This window comes from Stenotrophomonas rhizophila (genome assembly GCF_000661955.1).
Classification (GTDB): Bacteria; Pseudomonadota; Gammaproteobacteria; order Xanthomonadales; family Xanthomonadaceae; genus Stenotrophomonas; species Stenotrophomonas rhizophila.
Genome location: NZ_CP007597.1, coordinates 2,378,841 through 2,392,933 on the forward strand (window position 1 = coordinate 2,378,841; position 14,093 = coordinate 2,392,933).

Genomic DNA, 14,093 nt, shown 5'->3' on the forward strand with positions numbered 1-14,093 from the left:
GGACCGGCTGCGGCGGCAGCGGTGCGGTGACAAGGTTGGAAGAAGCGGTCACGGTCACATCGGGCAGTCTAAACAGGCGCCCAATATACGCGTTGACCCGCGTGACGGCAGCCCGTGCACGCGCAGCGGCCCGCGAGGGGCCGGATCAGGCGACGGCCAGCGGCCGCCGCGTATGCAGAATGTTGGCCTGGCCCTTGGCGTCATACGCCGAGGACGCTTCGCTGCGGCCCAACTGGCGCAACGCCCAGTTGACCTCGCGGCGACGGCGCGAGAGCAATACGCCGTTGGCGCGGTTGCGCTCGGCCAGCTCCTGCAGGCGTTCGCCCTGCCCGACCGGCAGCGTGGCCTCGAGCGCACGCAGCGCGTCGAGCTTGGCCCCGGTGGCGCGGATCAACGCCTGCACGTCATGCTCCACCAATGCCTGGCGTTCGACGTCCAAGGCATCGCTGAGGCGCTGCAATGGCTCGCTCATCGCCAGGTTCATCCCTGCAGCTGCTGGTCCAGCTCGAGCATGCGCGAGGCAATGGCATCGGGGTTGATCTTGTAGGTGCCGTTCTGCAGCGACTCGCGCACGGCCTGCACGCGGCCGGCATCGATGGCCGGGGCGGTGCTCAGCTCGCGCTGCATGGCCTGCAGGCTGGTGGCCTCGCCGGTCAGGCGCAGGCTGTCGGCAGCCTCGACCGGACGGGTCGGGCCATCGGTGCTGGCTGCCGGCTTGCTGCCAAGCGCGACGCTGCGCAGATGGGCGGTGGCCTGCAGGTTGCCGTCGATTTTCTGGCTCATGAAGTTGTCCTGGGAATGCGGTTCACAAGGGATAACGGCATGGGGACCGCCATCTTTAGGGGGTTCTGCGGTTTTTTTGACGATTTCCGCCGCAGGTTCAGCAATGTGCTCAGCGCGTCACAAAAACGTCGCCGTTGGTGGCCACCGTACCCTGCACGACCTTGCGTGAGGACAGATTCTCCACTGAAACACGTTCATTTTCACCGGCATCGGCCAAGGCCTTGCCGGCCACGCGGACTTCCACCCCGCCAAAGCGCGAGACCAGCGCCACGCTGTCGCCCCGACGCACCAGGCGCTGGGCAACCAGGTCGTTGGCGGCGAGCAGGCTGCCGGCACTCAAGGTGCGCCGGGCAACCCGCCCGACTGCGGCGGCCGGATCGGCCAGCGCCGCCCCGGCAATCCGGGCTACGTCACGCTGGGCAGTCGTGATATCGGCCAGGGCGATGGTTTCTCCAGCGGCGATGCCACGGTTGAGAATGAGCACGGTCTGGTTGCGGCGGATCTTGACCGGTACAAACAGCCGCCAGCCGCCGGCATCGGGGCAGCTCACTTCTACTGTAGTAGTGCCGGTGGGCTGGGCGCGCAGGCCCTGCCCGCAGATAGGCAGGCGCAACGCCGAATCGAGGGTGGTGTCGCCTTCGCTGCCGGCCGGCAGGGTCGACAGCGCGGCGGCCCGGATGCTGTCCACCGGCTGCCAGGCACCGGCGGCAGACGCAGGCGCGCCGGCAAGGGCAAGCAGGGCAAGGATGATCCAACGCATGGCGACTCCAGGGGCAAGGCACATGGGCAGCGTCCTGCAAGCGGCGTGCCGGACGCGGGCATGCCGGACCCTCAAGTCGACCGCGCTGGCGCCGATACCCCTTCCATGTCACATGACCTGCTCAACCGCATCGACCAGCGTACGCGCCTGGCCGGCCACAATCGTCTGGCCCTGCTGCTGTTCCGGCTCGGCGGACGCCAGCTTTTTGGCGTGAATGTGTTCAAGGTGCAGGAAGTCCTGCGCCGTCCGGACCTGTTCCAGGTGCCCGGGCTGCCCAGCCAGTTCGCCGGCGTGGCCGATGTACGCGGCCGCTCGGTACCGGTGCTGGACCTGGGCCTGGCCATCGGCCACCCCGAACGGGAACCGGACGCGGACAAGGCCCCGGGCTACCTGGTGGTGACCGAGTTCAACCGGTCGATCCAGGGCTTCCTGGTCAGCGGGGTGGAACGGATCGTCAACATCGCGGTGGAAGACATCCACCCGCCGCCGGAGTTGGGGGCCGAGTCGAGCTATCTGACCGCGGTCACGCGGTTCCAGGGCGAGCTGATCCAGGTGATCGACGTGGAAAGCGTGCTCGCCGACATCGCCCAGGTGCGCGGCGAGGCGGTGCTGGACCCGTCGCTGGCCCAGTCGCTGCCCTCCGACGGCCCGCAGCTGCAGGTGCTGGTGGTGGACGATTCGCGGGTGGCGCGCCAGCAGATCCGCAGCGTGCTGGACCAGCTGGGGGTGGGCGCGACGCTGCTGTCCGACGGCAAGCAGGCGCTGGACCACCTGATCCAGATCCACGCCTCGGGCGAGAACCCGGCCGAGCGCTATGCCATGGTGATCTCGGACATCGAGATGCCGGCGATGGACGGCTACACGCTGACGACGGAAATCCGTCGCCACCCCGGCCTGGCCGGGTTGTATGTGCTGCTGCACACCTCGCTGTCGGGCGTCTTCAACAACGCGATGGTCGAGCGGGTGGGCGCCAACGCGTTCGTGGCCAAGTACTCGCCGCACGAACTGGCCGATTTCGTGCTGGATCGTTTGCGGAAGGTGGCGATGGCGGCTTGATTGCGGCGGTCGCACGCGAAAAGCGGCGGCCACGTTTGCGTGGGCAGGCCGGGGCGGATGGGGTTGCGGGACACGCCGTGAACCCATCCATGGGGGCTCGTGAGCGCCATCCATGGCGCCCAACGGTCCCGCAACCCCATCCGCCCCGGCCTGCTTACAGTGGGTCGGCGCCTGTTTGGCGAACGCGGGTATAGGTAGAGAGCAGCCGAGCAACGCTCGGCTCTACCTTGGCGCCCCTGCATTCCGTTCCCCGGTACAACGCGGCATCGTTTCATCATCACGCCCAGCCCCTGCTGGGCTTTTTTGTGGGCGTCAGGGTGCCGCAGCCGGGCAGAGCCCGGCTCTACGCGCCTGCGCAGCAGGCGTTGCCGGCCAGCGGCCGGCACTACCTCCCCCCGAAGCCGGCTGTGCCCTTCCTTCCGGCGACGCAGACACGTCCGGGCGCGGGTCGGCAGAGCCCGCCGGGACCGTTGGGCGCCATGGGTCCGGCGCATGCGCCGGACGGGTTGGGCAGGACGCCCAGCCCCGGTCTTGCCGTTTGTGCAGGATTGCACAAACGAGCAAGGCGCCCACGAGCCTCCAGGGACGGATTTACGGCGTGTCCCGGCAGGGTCTACCGCCTCTCGCCGCGCGCGGGAATGACTAGCGCCACATCCGTCACCGCCCACCCACTGGCACAGCCCTTGCACCACTCCCCCCATCGTCCCGTGGGAGCGCGCCATGCCCAATCTGATTTCCGACTATCTGGGGGTCCATGCCCAGGCCATGCCGTTGCGCGAGCAGCGGATGAAGCTCATCGCCAGCAACCTGAGCAATGCCGACACCCCCGGGTACAAGGCCCAGGACCTCGACTTCGATGCCGCCCTGCGCAATGCCCAGGGCCTGGACAGCAACGGCCTCATGAAAACCACCAACGAACAGCACTACGCCATCGGCGGCGGCCTCAACCCCTTCCAGATTGCCAAGGAAGGCGTCCAGCCCAGCATCGACGGCAACACCGTCGACCCCGATGCCGAACGGGCCGCCTATGGCCGCGCCGCGCTGGAATACCGCGCCTCGCTCAGCTTCGTCGAATCCAAGGTGCGCTCCATGCTCACCGCCATCACAGGCCAATAAGCCATGAGCAACCTCCCCATTTTCGACATCGCCGGCTCGGCCCTCCAGGCCCAGTCCGTGCGCATGAGCACCATCGCCTCCAACCTCTCCAACGCCGACACCGTGACCGGCTCGGCCGAGACCGTCTACAAGCCGCTCGAACCCATCTTCCAGTCGGTCACCAGCCGCACCGACCCCAACATCACCACCGTCCAGGTCAAGGAAATCAGCCAGAGCGACGCCGCGCCCATCAAGCGCTACGAGCCTGGCCACCCCCTCGCCGACGGCGATGGCTACATCTACCAGCCCGACGTCGATCCGGTCGCGCAGATGGTCAACCTCATCTCCACCTCGCGCAACTACCAGGCGGGCGTGGAAATGCTGACCACCGCCAAGGAACTGGCGCTGGCCACCTTGACCATGGGTCGCTGACCCTTCATTCCACAGGACATACCGTCATGAGCAGCACCAGCGGCGTCGGCCAGGGCAGCGATATCTATTCCGCGCTCGGCCTCAACGCACCCAACAGCGACACCAGCAAGAAGAAAAGCACCCTGGACCAGGCCGACTTCCTGCGCCTGATGACCGAGCAGCTGCAACACCAGGACCCGCTCAAGCCGATGGACAACACCCAGATGGTGGCGCAGATGGCGCAGCTGTCGCAGGTGCAGGGCATCACCGACCTCAACACCACCGTGAAGGGCTTCCAGGACCAGATGTCCGGCGACCAGATCCTGCGCGGTGCCGCCCTCGTCGGCCACGACGTGCTGATTCCCTCGACCAAGTGGTCGCTGGAAACCGAAGGGGCCACCAACGGCATGGTCGCTGCGCCGGGCGCCGGCTTCGTCAACGTGGACATCACCGATGCCAACGGGGTCAAGGTCAACACGCTCAGCGTGGAAGCCAAGGCCGCCGGCGAAGTCACCTTCGAATGGGACGGCAAGGACGCCAACGGCAACCGCATGCCGGCCGGCAGCTACACCCTCGCGGCCACCTTCACCGACAGCGCCGGCGCCAAGACCAAGGCCAACACCTACGTCGAAGCCCCGGTGGAAAGCGTCACCGTCGGCTCCGATGGGCTGTACCTCAACCTCAAGGGCCTGGGCACGGCCCCGATCGACTACGTGCTCCGCATCAGCTGAGCCGCCCCACCCCGCATACCAGGAGCAATCCCATGGGCTTCAATGTCTCGTTGTCCGGCATCAACGCTGCCAATGCCGATCTGAACGTCACCGCGAACAACATCGCCAACGTCAACACCACCGGCTTCAAGCAGTCGCGCGCCGAATTCGCCGACCTGTTCTCGGCCACCAGCTACGGCCTGTCCAAGAATGCCATCGGCCAGGGCGTGCGCCTGACCAACGTGGCCCAGCAGTTCTCGCAGGGCAACAACGAACAGACCGGGCGCAGCCTGGACATGGCCATTTCCGGTGAGGGCTTCTTCACCATGTCCATGAACGGCGCCCGCGTGTACTCGCGCGCCGGCAACTTCCAGACCGACCAGGCCGGCTACGTGACCAACCCGCAGGGCGCGCGCCTGCAGGTGTTCGCCCCGAACGCCGACGGCACCAGCTTCGATGCCGGCCGCCTGGTCGATTTGCAGCTGCTCACCACCGACAGCCCGCCCAAGCAGACCAGCAAGGTCAACGTCAGCTTCACCCTGCCGGCCGACGCCAAGGTGCCGACGGTCAACCCGTTCAGCCCGACCGACTCCAACAGCTACAGCCAGTCCACCGGCGGCATCACCGTGTACGACTCGCTGGGCGTGAGCCACACCCAGACCTCGTACTTCGTCAAGACCGCCAACCCCAACGAATGGCAGGTCTACAACTATGTGGACGGGCAGGCTGCGGGCGCCCCCACTGCGCTGACCTTCAACAACGCCGGCGCGCTGACCTCCCCGGCCAACGGCCAGATCACCCTGACCCCGTTCACCCCGAGCACCGGTGCCGGCCAGCTGGCGCTGACCCTGGACATCTCCGGCTCCACCCAGTACGGCGAGAAGTTCGCGCTGCGCAACACCCAGCAGGATGGCTACGCGGCCGGCAAGCTCAACGAGATCACCGTGTCCGAAGACGGCGTGGTCTACGCGCGTTACTCCAACGGCGATGACAAGGCACTGGGCCAGGTGGCACTGACCACCTTCAACAACACCCAGGGGCTGGAAGCCAAGGGCAACAACCTGTGGGTGGAAACCTTCAGCTCGGGCACCCCGCGCACCGGCTCGCCGGACAGCTCCAACCTGGGCAAGGTCCAGGCCGGTTCGCTGGAAGCCTCCACGGTCGACCTGACCGAGCAGCTGGTCAACATGATCACGGCCCAGCGCAACTTCCAGGCCAATTCGCAGATGGTCTCGACCATGGACCAGATCACCCAGACCATCATCAACATCCGTTGATGAGCCACTGACCGCATCACGGGAACAAGACGATGGACAAGGCGCTCTACGTAGCGATGACCGGTGCACGCGCGTCGCTGCAGGCACAGGGCACGCTCTCGCACAACCTGGCCAACACCGATACCCCTGGCTTCAAGGAAGCCCTCGCCAACACCGAGGCCTTCCCGATCAAGGGCACCGGCTATGCCTCGCGCGTGGACGCCCTGCACGTCGACGCCGGCTTCAACCGGCGCATGGGCGCGCAGCAGATCACCGGCAACCCGCTGGACCTGTCGCTGCAGTCAGGCAACTGGCTGGCGGTGCAGGCCCCGGCCGGTGGCGGTGAAGCCTACACCCGCGGTGCGGCGCTCTCGATCACGCCCAATGGCCAGCTGGTGACCGCCGGCGGCCATCCGGTGCTGGACGAGAACGGTGCGCCGATCGCCATTCCGCCGCACCAGGCAATGGACATCGGCAACGACGGCACGATCTCGATCATTCCGCTCGGCGAAGGCCCGCAGACCATGGCCAACATCGGCCGGGTCCGCGTGGTCGCCGCTGCCGACGAACGGCTGGAGCGTGGCCTGGACGGGCTGATGCGCAACACCGACCCGCAGCAGCCGTTCGTGCAGGCCCAGGGCAAGTCGCTGGAAAGCGGCCAGCTGGAAGGCAGCAACGTCGATGCCGCCGGTGCGCTGGTGCAGATGATCCAGCTGCAGCGCCAGTACGAAATGCAGGTGAAGGTGATCAAGCACGGCGACGACAACGCCCGCAGCGCCAACAGCCTGCTGCGCCTGGGTGGCTGATCGCCCCGGTGACGGCTTTCCGGCGCGGTTCTGGCACGCGCCATGCATTCGCTCCTGTAACGGCCGCCCCATGCGGCCACCCGCAACAGACAAAGGAACATCGCCATGAACCAGGCATTGTGGATCGCCAAGACCGGACTGGATGCGCAGCAGACGCGCATGTCGGTGGTTTCCAACAACCTCGCCAACACCAACACCACCGGTTTCAAGCAGGACCGTGCCAGTTTCGAAGACCTGCTGTACCAGCAGGTGCGTCAGCCCGGTGGCGCGTCCTCGGCGCAGACCCAGCTGCCCACCGGCCTGCAGCTCGGCACCGGCGTGCGCGTGGTGGCCACCTCGAAGAACTTCGAGCAGGGCAGCCAGCAGCAGACCGGTCGCGCACTGGACGTGATGGTCAACGGCCGCGGCTTCTTCGAAGTGCAGATGCCCGACGGTTCCTCGGCCTACACCCGTGACGGCTCGTTCCAGCGCAACCAGCAGGGCGAACTGGTCACCAACAGCGGCTACCCGGTGCAGCCGGGCATCCAGATTCCCGAAGGCGCGCAGTCGCTCACCATCGGCACCGACGGCACCATCAGCGTGAAGATGGCCGACGACGCCGCCTCGGTGGAGATCGGCGCGCTGACCCTGACCGACTTCGTCAACCCGGCGGGTCTGCAGGCACGCGGTGAAAACCTGTTCCTGGAAACCACCGCCTCGGGCCCCGCACAGAACGGCAACCCCGGCCTGAACGGTCTGGGCGGCGTGGTGCAGGGTGCGCTGGAAGGCAGCAACGTCAACGTGGTCGAAGAGCTGGTGTCGATGATCGAAACCCAGCGCGCCTACGAAATGAACGCCAAGGCGATCTCCACCACCGACGCGATGCTCGGTTACCTCAACCAGAACGTCTGATCGGCCGAACCGGAAGAACTGCCATGTTGCCCCTGCGCCCTACCCTTCGCCTGTTGCTTGCCAGCTCCGTGGTCGCCCTGCTCGGCGGCTGCGTCATCGCCGGCGATGTCCGGCCCTACCCGGCGATGGCGCCGATCACCCCGATCGTGGCGCCCAACGCGCAGGCTACCGCCGGTGCGATCTACGCCGCCGGCCCCGGCCTGCAGCTGTACTCGGACCGCCGCGCGCGTGATGTCGGTGACCTGCTGACTATCACCCTGACCGAAAGCACCACCGCGCAGACCACCGCCAACACCACCACAGCCAAGGAATCGGAGCTGAGCATCGGCACCCCGACCCTGTTCGGCGCACCGGTGACGCTGGGCGGCAAGGACATCCTGGCCGCCAGTGCGGCCGGTTCGCGCGACTTCACCGGCAAGGGCACCAGCGCGCAGAGCAACCGCCTGCAGGGCAGCGTGACCGTCACGGTGGTGCAGCGCCTGCCCAACGGCAACCTGGTGGTCCAGGGCGCCAAGAACCTGCGCTTGAACCAGGGTGACGAGCTGGTGCAGGTACAGGGCATCGTGCGCGCCGCGGACATCTTCCCCGACAACACCATTCCGTCCAGCCGCGTTGCCGATGCCCGCATCGTCTACGGCGGCCGCGGCCCGGTTGCCCAGTCCAATGCAATGGGCTGGCTGAGCCGCTTCTTCAACTCGGCGTTGACGCCGTTCTGAGCCTGACATGACCTCCTTCTTCTCCCTGTTCGGGCAGCGACGCATGGCGTCGCTCTACGCGGCAAAGCAGCGGCGCGCGGCGTCGCTCTACCCGATGCGCGCGGTGCTGGCGCTGCTGGCCGTGTTCGCGGTGGTTGCCCCGGCGTCTGCCGAGCGCATCAAGGACCTGGCCCAGGTGGGCGGTGTGCGTACCAATGCGCTGGTGGGCTATGGCCTGGTGGTCGGCCTGGACGGCAGCGGCGACCGCACCAGCCAGGCACCCTTCACCGTGCAGAGCCTGAAGAACCTGCTGGGCGAGTTGGGCGTCAATGTGCCGGCCAACGTCAACCCGCAGCTGAAGAATGTGGCGGCCGTGGCCATCCATGCCGAGCTGCCGCCGTTCGCCAAGCCGGGCCAGCCGATCGACATCACCGTGTCGTCGATCGGCAACGCGGTGTCGCTGCGCGGCGGCTCGCTGCTGATGGCGCCGCTGCGCGGTGCCGACGGCCAGGTCTATGCGATCGCCCAGGGCAACCTGGTGGTTGGCGGGTTCGGTGCGCAGGGCAAGGACGGGTCGCGGGTGTCGGTGAACGTGCCCAGCGTTGGCCGCATTCCCAACGGTGCCACCGTCGAGCGCGCCCTGCCGGACGTGTTCAACGGCGGCGGCGACATCACCCTGAACCTGCACAAGAATGACTTCACCACGGTGTCGCGCATGGTCGCCGCGCTCAACAACGCCTTTGGCGATGGCGCGGCGCGCGCGATCGACGGCGTGACGGTGTCGGTGCAGTCGCCCAGCGACCCGGGCGCGCGCATCGGTCTGCTGGCCCGCATCGAGAACCTGGAACTCACCCCCGGCAGTGCGCCGGCCAAGGTGGTGGTCAACGCGCGGACCGGCACGGTGGTGATCGGCTCGCAGGTGCGGGTGGGCGCGGCGGCCATTTCGCACGGGTCGCTGACCGTGACCATCAACGAGAACACCAACGTCAGCCAGCCCAACGCGTTCGGCAATGGCCAGACCGTGGCCACGCCGCAGTCCACCATCACCGCCACCAACGATGGCAGCCGCATGTTCAAGTTCACCGGCGGCACCACGCTGGACGAGATCGTGCACGCGGTCAACGCGGTGGGCGCGGCCCCCGGCGACCTGATCGCCATCCTGGAAGCCCTCAAGCAGGCCGGCGCGTTGAGCGCCGAACTCGAGGTGATCTGACATGCGCATCAATCCCGCACTGGAACTCAATCCGGCCCAGGCCAACAGCCCGGCCAAGGTCGACAAGGTGGCGCGCCAGCTGGAAGGCCAGTTCGCGCAGATGCTGGTCAAGAGCATGCGCGATGCCAGCTTCGGCGATTCGCTGTTCCCCGCCGAAAACACCATGTTCCGCGAGATGTACGACAAGAAGATCGCCGAGGCGATGACCCGTGGCCGCGGCCTGGGACTGTCGGCGATGATCACCCGCCAGCTTGGCGGCGCGGAGGCCGACGCGGCCAAGCCGACCGACACCGCATTGAACCCGGCGGCGGCGCTGCGTGCCTACCGGCTCAATGCGCCTGCCGCCACGCCGATGGCGCTGCCGACCGGCACCGCCCCGGCCAGCGCGCCGAGCGAAGTGGACCTGCTGCAGCAGCTGCGTGGCGCCGATCCGTCGGCGGTGCTGCAGCCGATGGAGCGCGCCCTGGACCTGATCGCCGGCCGCGAAAGCAGCCAGATGCACGAGGCGATCGGGCGCAGCGATCCGTATGCCACGCCGCCGGGCGTGAGCGAGCCCACCCAGGAAAACTGGGCGGCGCTGGCCAACGACCGCTGGAGCGGGGTCAACGACACCGCGCGCGGGCCGGGCGCGGTCGATACCTTGGCGGCCAACACCGCCGCCGCGAAGCTTGGGCCGCACACGCCGGAAGGCTTCGTGGCCAGCATCTGGGGCCACGCGCAGCAGGCCGCGCGCGAACTGGGCGTGGACGCCAAGGCGCTGGTCGCCCAGGCCGCGCTGGAAACCGGCTGGGGTCGCAAGCTGGTGCAGCGCAACGGCGGCGGCAGCTCGCACAACCTGTTCGGAATCAAGGCCACCGGTTGGAGCGGCGAACGCGCCAGCAGCGGCACGCATGAATATGTGGACGGCGTGCGCCGCAACGAAACCGCCAGCTTCCGTGCCTACACCTCGGTCGGCGACAGCTTTGCCGACTACGTGAAACTACTCAAGAACAGCCCGCGCTACCAGAACGCGCTGCAGGCCGGCGGCGACGTCCGCGGCTTTGCCCAGGGCCTGCAGAAGGCCGGCTACGCCACCGATCCCAGCTACGCGGCCAAGATCGCCGCGATTGCCGGCGGCCCGACCATCGAGCGCGCCATCGCCGCCGTGGGCGACGCCAGCCAGCAGCTGGGCCGCACCTTTGCCAGCACCGCCAGCCCGACCGGGCTGGGTGTCATCCGTCGTTGAGGTAACCCATGTCCAGCGTACTTTCCACCGGCACCAGCGCCCTGCTCGCTTTCCAGCGGGCGTTGGCGACCACCAGCCATAACGTCGCCAACATCAACACGCCCGGCTACAGCCGGCAGAAGGTCGACTTCGCCACCGCCAACCCGCAGAACTTCGGTTATGGCGACGTGGGCAATGGCACGCGCATCAGCGACATCCGCCGCGTGGCCGACCAGCTGGCAATCTCGCGGCTGCTCGATGGCAGCGGCGAACTGGCGCGGCTGAAGCAGCTGTCCAGCATGGCCGACCGCGTCGATGCGATGTTCTCCGATACCGCCACCAACGTGTCCGGGGTCTGGTCCAGCTTCTTCGACACCGTCAGCGGCCTGTCCTCCAACGCCTCCGGCACCGCCGACCGCCAGAACATGCTGGACGGGGGCAAGACCCTGGCCAGCCGCTTCCAGCAGCTCAACGGCCAGCTCAATACGCTCAACGGCGAGGTCAACAACGGCCTGATCGCCGGCGCCAGCGAGATCAACCGGCTGGCCAAGGAAATCGCGCAGCTCAATGGCGCCATCGGCGGCAACGCGGCCAATGCCGCGCCGGACCTGCTGGATCGTCGCGATCAGCTGATCGCCAATCTGGTCGGCTACACCGGCGGCAATGCGGTGATGCAGGACGGCGGCATCATGAACGTCTACACGGCCGGCGGCCAGGCGCTGGTGGTGGGCACCACCGCGTCCAAGGTCACCACCGTATCCGACCCGTACATGCCCGAGCGCCTGCAGCTGGCGCTGGAAAGTGCCGGCCAGAAAATCACCCTGGAATCGAAGACGCTCGGCGGCCAGATCGGCGGCCTGCTGGAATTCCGCGACACCGTGCTGACCCCCACCCAGGCCGAACTGGGCAAGCTGGCGATCGGCATGGCCAGCAGCTTCAACGACGTGCACCGCCAGGGCGCGGACCTGTACGGCAACCTGGGCGGCGACTTCTTCAACATCGGCGCGCCGCGCATCACCGGCCATGCCGGCAATGCCGGTACCGCCAGCATGACCGCCAGCTTCGGCGACCTGTCCAAGCTGGACGGGCAGAACGTGGTGCTGAAGTTCGACGGCACCCAGTGGCAGGCCAGCCGCGCCGACACCGGCGTGGCGATCGCCATGACCGGTACCGGCACCGCCACCGACCCACTGGTGCTCAATGGCGTGGAGCTGGTGATGACCGGCACCCCGGCGGTGAACGACCGCATGCTGCTGCAGCCCACCGCCGGCGTGGCCGGCACGATGTCGGTGGCCATCACCGACACCTCGCGCATTGCCGCTGCCGCTCCGATCAAGGGCACCGCGGCCTTGTCCAACAGCGGCACCGGCAAGCTGACCGGGGTCAAGGTGACCGACCACGGCAACGCTGCGCTGCGCAACCCGGCCGCGATCGTGTTCACCAGTGGCACCCAGTACACGCTGGATGGCGCCGGCCCGTTCACCTACACGGCTGGCCAGACCATCAGCGCCAACGGCTGGAGCTTCGTGCTCGATGGCGCGCCCAAGACCGGCGACACCTTCAACATCGGGCCGACCCCGGCCGGCTCGTCGGACAACAGCAACGCGTTGCTGCTGGCGAAGGTGGAACAGGCCAAGGCGTTCAACGATGGCACCGTTACCCTGAGCGGCGCCCTCGGCGGGCTGACCACGCAGGTGGGTGCGGCCGCACGCTCGGCCGACTACTCACTGCAGGCCCAGCAGGTCATCACCGACCAGGCGCAGTCCGCGCGCGATTCGATTTCCGGGGTCAACCTCGATGAGGAGGCCGCCGACATGCTGCGGCTGCAACAGGCCTACCAGGCCGCCTCGCAGCTGATCTCCACCGCCGACACCATGTTCCAGACCATCCTCGGAGCCGTAGGCCGATGAACAACCGTATCTCCACCGGCATGATGTTCAGCCAGTCGGTCTCGTTGATGATGGCCAAGCAGGCCAAGATGAGCCACCTGGAACAGCAGATCGCCACGGGCCGCCGGCTGGTGACCGCCAAGGACGACCCGGTCGCCTCCGGCGCCGCCGTGGGCCTGGACCGCACGCTGGCCTCGCTGGACCGCATGCAGCTCAACGCCGGCAACGTGCAGAACCGGCTGGGCCTGCAGGAAAACGCCCTGGCCCAGGTCGGTGACATGATGGGCCGCATCACCGAACTGACCATCTACGCCAATAATCCGGCGTTGGCCTCGTCCGACAAGCAGTCGATGGTCACCGAGATCGAGGCGATCCGCAGCAACCTGCTGGCGCTGGCCAACAGCACCGACGGCACCGGCCGCTACCTGTTCGGCGGCACCGCCGATGGCAGCCCGCCCTTCAGCCAGGTTGACGGCAAGGTGGTCTACAACGGCGACCAGAACCAGCGCCAGGTGGAAGTGGGCCCGGACACCTACGTGCTCGACGCCCTGCCCGGCAGCGAGATCTTCCTGCGCATCGGCACCGGCGACGGCCACGTGGATGGTGCGGCGGCCACCGGCAACACCGGCACCGGCGTGCTCACCAACGTCACCCGCGATGGCAGCAACAGCTGGGACGGCAAGGCCTTCAGTGTCCGCTTCACGGCCGCCGACCAGTACGAGCTGCTCGACGACACCGGCACGGTGGTGTCCACCGGCACCATGAAGGCCGGCGACGACCTGATCCTCAATGGCGTGCGCCTGCACGTGGATGGCAAGCCGGCCGCCGGCGACACCTTCAACGTAAGCCCCGCCACCAGCCGCGACATCTTCAGCACCCTGGACAGCCTGATCGGCTCGTTGAAAATGGACACCGGCAGCGCCAGCCAGTCCGCCGCCCAGCAGAACCTCCTGCAAAGCGGCCTGCGCGACGTCGCCCGCGCCTCCGAACGCATGATCGACTCCCGCGCCGCCGGCGGTGCCCAGCTCAAGGCGCTGGACAACGCCGCGGACATGCGCGAATCCAACACCGTCACCCTCAAGGGCACGTTGTCGCAGATGCGCGACCTGGACTACGCCGACGCCATCAGCCAGTACCAGCTGGAAAGCACCGCCCTGCAGGCCGCGCAGACCCTGTTCTCGCAGATGCAGCAGATGTCGTTGTTCAACACGCTGCGCTGACAGCGCGTTACGAAACAGCGGGAAGGCCTGAAGGCCGCGATGCGAACAGCATCGCGGCCTTTTTTGTTGTGCGTCGTCAAATGCGCCCGCGGCGCAGCGAACGC

Annotated in this window: 15 protein-coding genes; 12 read left to right on the forward strand and 3 right to left on the reverse strand. The window is 67.6% G+C overall.

Going from position 1 to position 14,093, the window contains the following annotated elements:
• Window positions 1–145: 145 nt before the first annotated feature.
• The 3 genes from DX03_RS10135 to flgA form a co-directional block, all read right to left on the reverse strand.
• The gene (locus DX03_RS10135; protein WP_463272645.1) at window positions 146–478 is read right to left on the reverse strand and encodes a flagellar protein FlgN; all 333 of its coding nucleotides are present in this window, start codon (window positions 476–478) and stop codon (window positions 146–148) included.
• 2 nt (window positions 479–480) lie between these two features.
• Complete coding sequence (gene flgM / locus DX03_RS10140) at window positions 481–783, reverse strand: flagellar biosynthesis anti-sigma factor FlgM (RefSeq protein WP_038688422.1); 303 nt, start codon at window positions 781–783, stop codon at window positions 481–483.
• A gap of 109 nt (window positions 784–892) precedes the next feature.
• Window positions 893–1,543 (reverse strand): flagellar basal body P-ring formation chaperone FlgA, encoded by a 651-nt coding sequence (flgA, locus tag DX03_RS10145; RefSeq protein WP_038688424.1) that lies wholly within the window; start codon window positions 1,541–1,543, stop codon window positions 893–895.
• 105 nt (window positions 1,544–1,648) lie between these two features.
• Between flgA and DX03_RS10150 the strand changes: the two genes are divergently transcribed.
• From DX03_RS10150 to flgL, 12 genes are all read left to right on the forward strand, one after another.
• A complete protein-coding gene (locus DX03_RS10150; protein WP_038688425.1) occupies window positions 1,649–2,599 on the forward strand; it encodes a chemotaxis protein in 951 nt (316 codons plus the stop codon).
• A gap of 720 nt (window positions 2,600–3,319) precedes the next feature.
• The gene (gene flgB / locus DX03_RS10155) at window positions 3,320–3,715 is read left to right on the forward strand and encodes a flagellar basal body rod protein FlgB (RefSeq protein WP_038688427.1); all 396 of its coding nucleotides are present in this window, start codon (window positions 3,320–3,322) and stop codon (window positions 3,713–3,715) included.
• 3 nt (window positions 3,716–3,718) lie between these two features.
• On the forward strand, window positions 3,719–4,126 hold the full coding sequence (flgC, locus tag DX03_RS10160; protein WP_038688429.1) for a flagellar basal body rod protein FlgC: 408 nt from the start codon (window positions 3,719–3,721) through the stop codon (window positions 4,124–4,126).
• Between the two features lie 26 nt (window positions 4,127–4,152).
• Window positions 4,153–4,836 carry a flagellar hook assembly protein FlgD gene (locus tag DX03_RS10165; RefSeq protein ID WP_038688431.1) on the forward strand — a complete coding sequence of 228 codons (684 nt, stop codon included), beginning with the start codon at window positions 4,153–4,155 and terminating at the stop codon, window positions 4,834–4,836.
• A gap of 32 nt (window positions 4,837–4,868) precedes the next feature.
• Complete coding sequence (gene flgE, locus DX03_RS10170; protein WP_038688432.1) at window positions 4,869–6,092, forward strand: flagellar hook protein FlgE; 1,224 nt, start codon at window positions 4,869–4,871, stop codon at window positions 6,090–6,092.
• A gap of 32 nt (window positions 6,093–6,124) precedes the next feature.
• Window positions 6,125–6,877: a flagellar basal body rod protein FlgF gene (locus DX03_RS10175; RefSeq protein ID WP_038688434.1), complete on the forward strand. Its 753-nt coding sequence runs from the start codon at window positions 6,125–6,127 to the stop codon at window positions 6,875–6,877.
• Window positions 6,878–6,982: 105 nt separating this feature from the next.
• A complete protein-coding gene (flgG, locus tag DX03_RS10180) occupies window positions 6,983–7,768 on the forward strand; it encodes a flagellar basal-body rod protein FlgG (RefSeq protein ID WP_038688435.1) in 786 nt (261 codons plus the stop codon).
• Window positions 7,769–7,791: 23 nt separating this feature from the next.
• Window positions 7,792–8,484, forward strand: coding sequence for a flagellar basal body L-ring protein FlgH (gene flgH, locus DX03_RS10185; RefSeq protein ID WP_038688437.1), 693 nt, complete (start codon window positions 7,792–7,794; stop codon window positions 8,482–8,484).
• A gap of 94 nt (window positions 8,485–8,578) precedes the next feature.
• The gene (locus tag DX03_RS10190) at window positions 8,579–9,676 is read left to right on the forward strand and encodes a flagellar basal body P-ring protein FlgI (protein WP_051598989.1); all 1,098 of its coding nucleotides are present in this window, start codon (window positions 8,579–8,581) and stop codon (window positions 9,674–9,676) included.
• A gap of 1 nt (window position 9,677) precedes the next feature.
• Entirely contained in the window at window positions 9,678–10,901 is a 1,224-nt protein-coding gene (gene flgJ / locus DX03_RS10195; RefSeq protein WP_038688439.1) for a flagellar assembly peptidoglycan hydrolase FlgJ, read from the forward strand.
• 8 nt (window positions 10,902–10,909) lie between these two features.
• Window positions 10,910–12,790, forward strand: a complete 1,881-nt coding sequence (gene flgK / locus DX03_RS10200) for a flagellar hook-associated protein FlgK (protein ID WP_038688441.1) — start codon at window positions 10,910–10,912, stop codon at window positions 12,788–12,790.
• Window positions 12,787–13,989, forward strand: coding sequence for a flagellar hook-associated protein FlgL (gene flgL / locus DX03_RS10205; protein WP_038688443.1), 1,203 nt, complete (start codon window positions 12,787–12,789; stop codon window positions 13,987–13,989). Before flgK ends, flgL begins: the two co-directional genes overlap by 4 nt.
• Window positions 13,990–14,093: the final 104 nt, after the last annotated feature.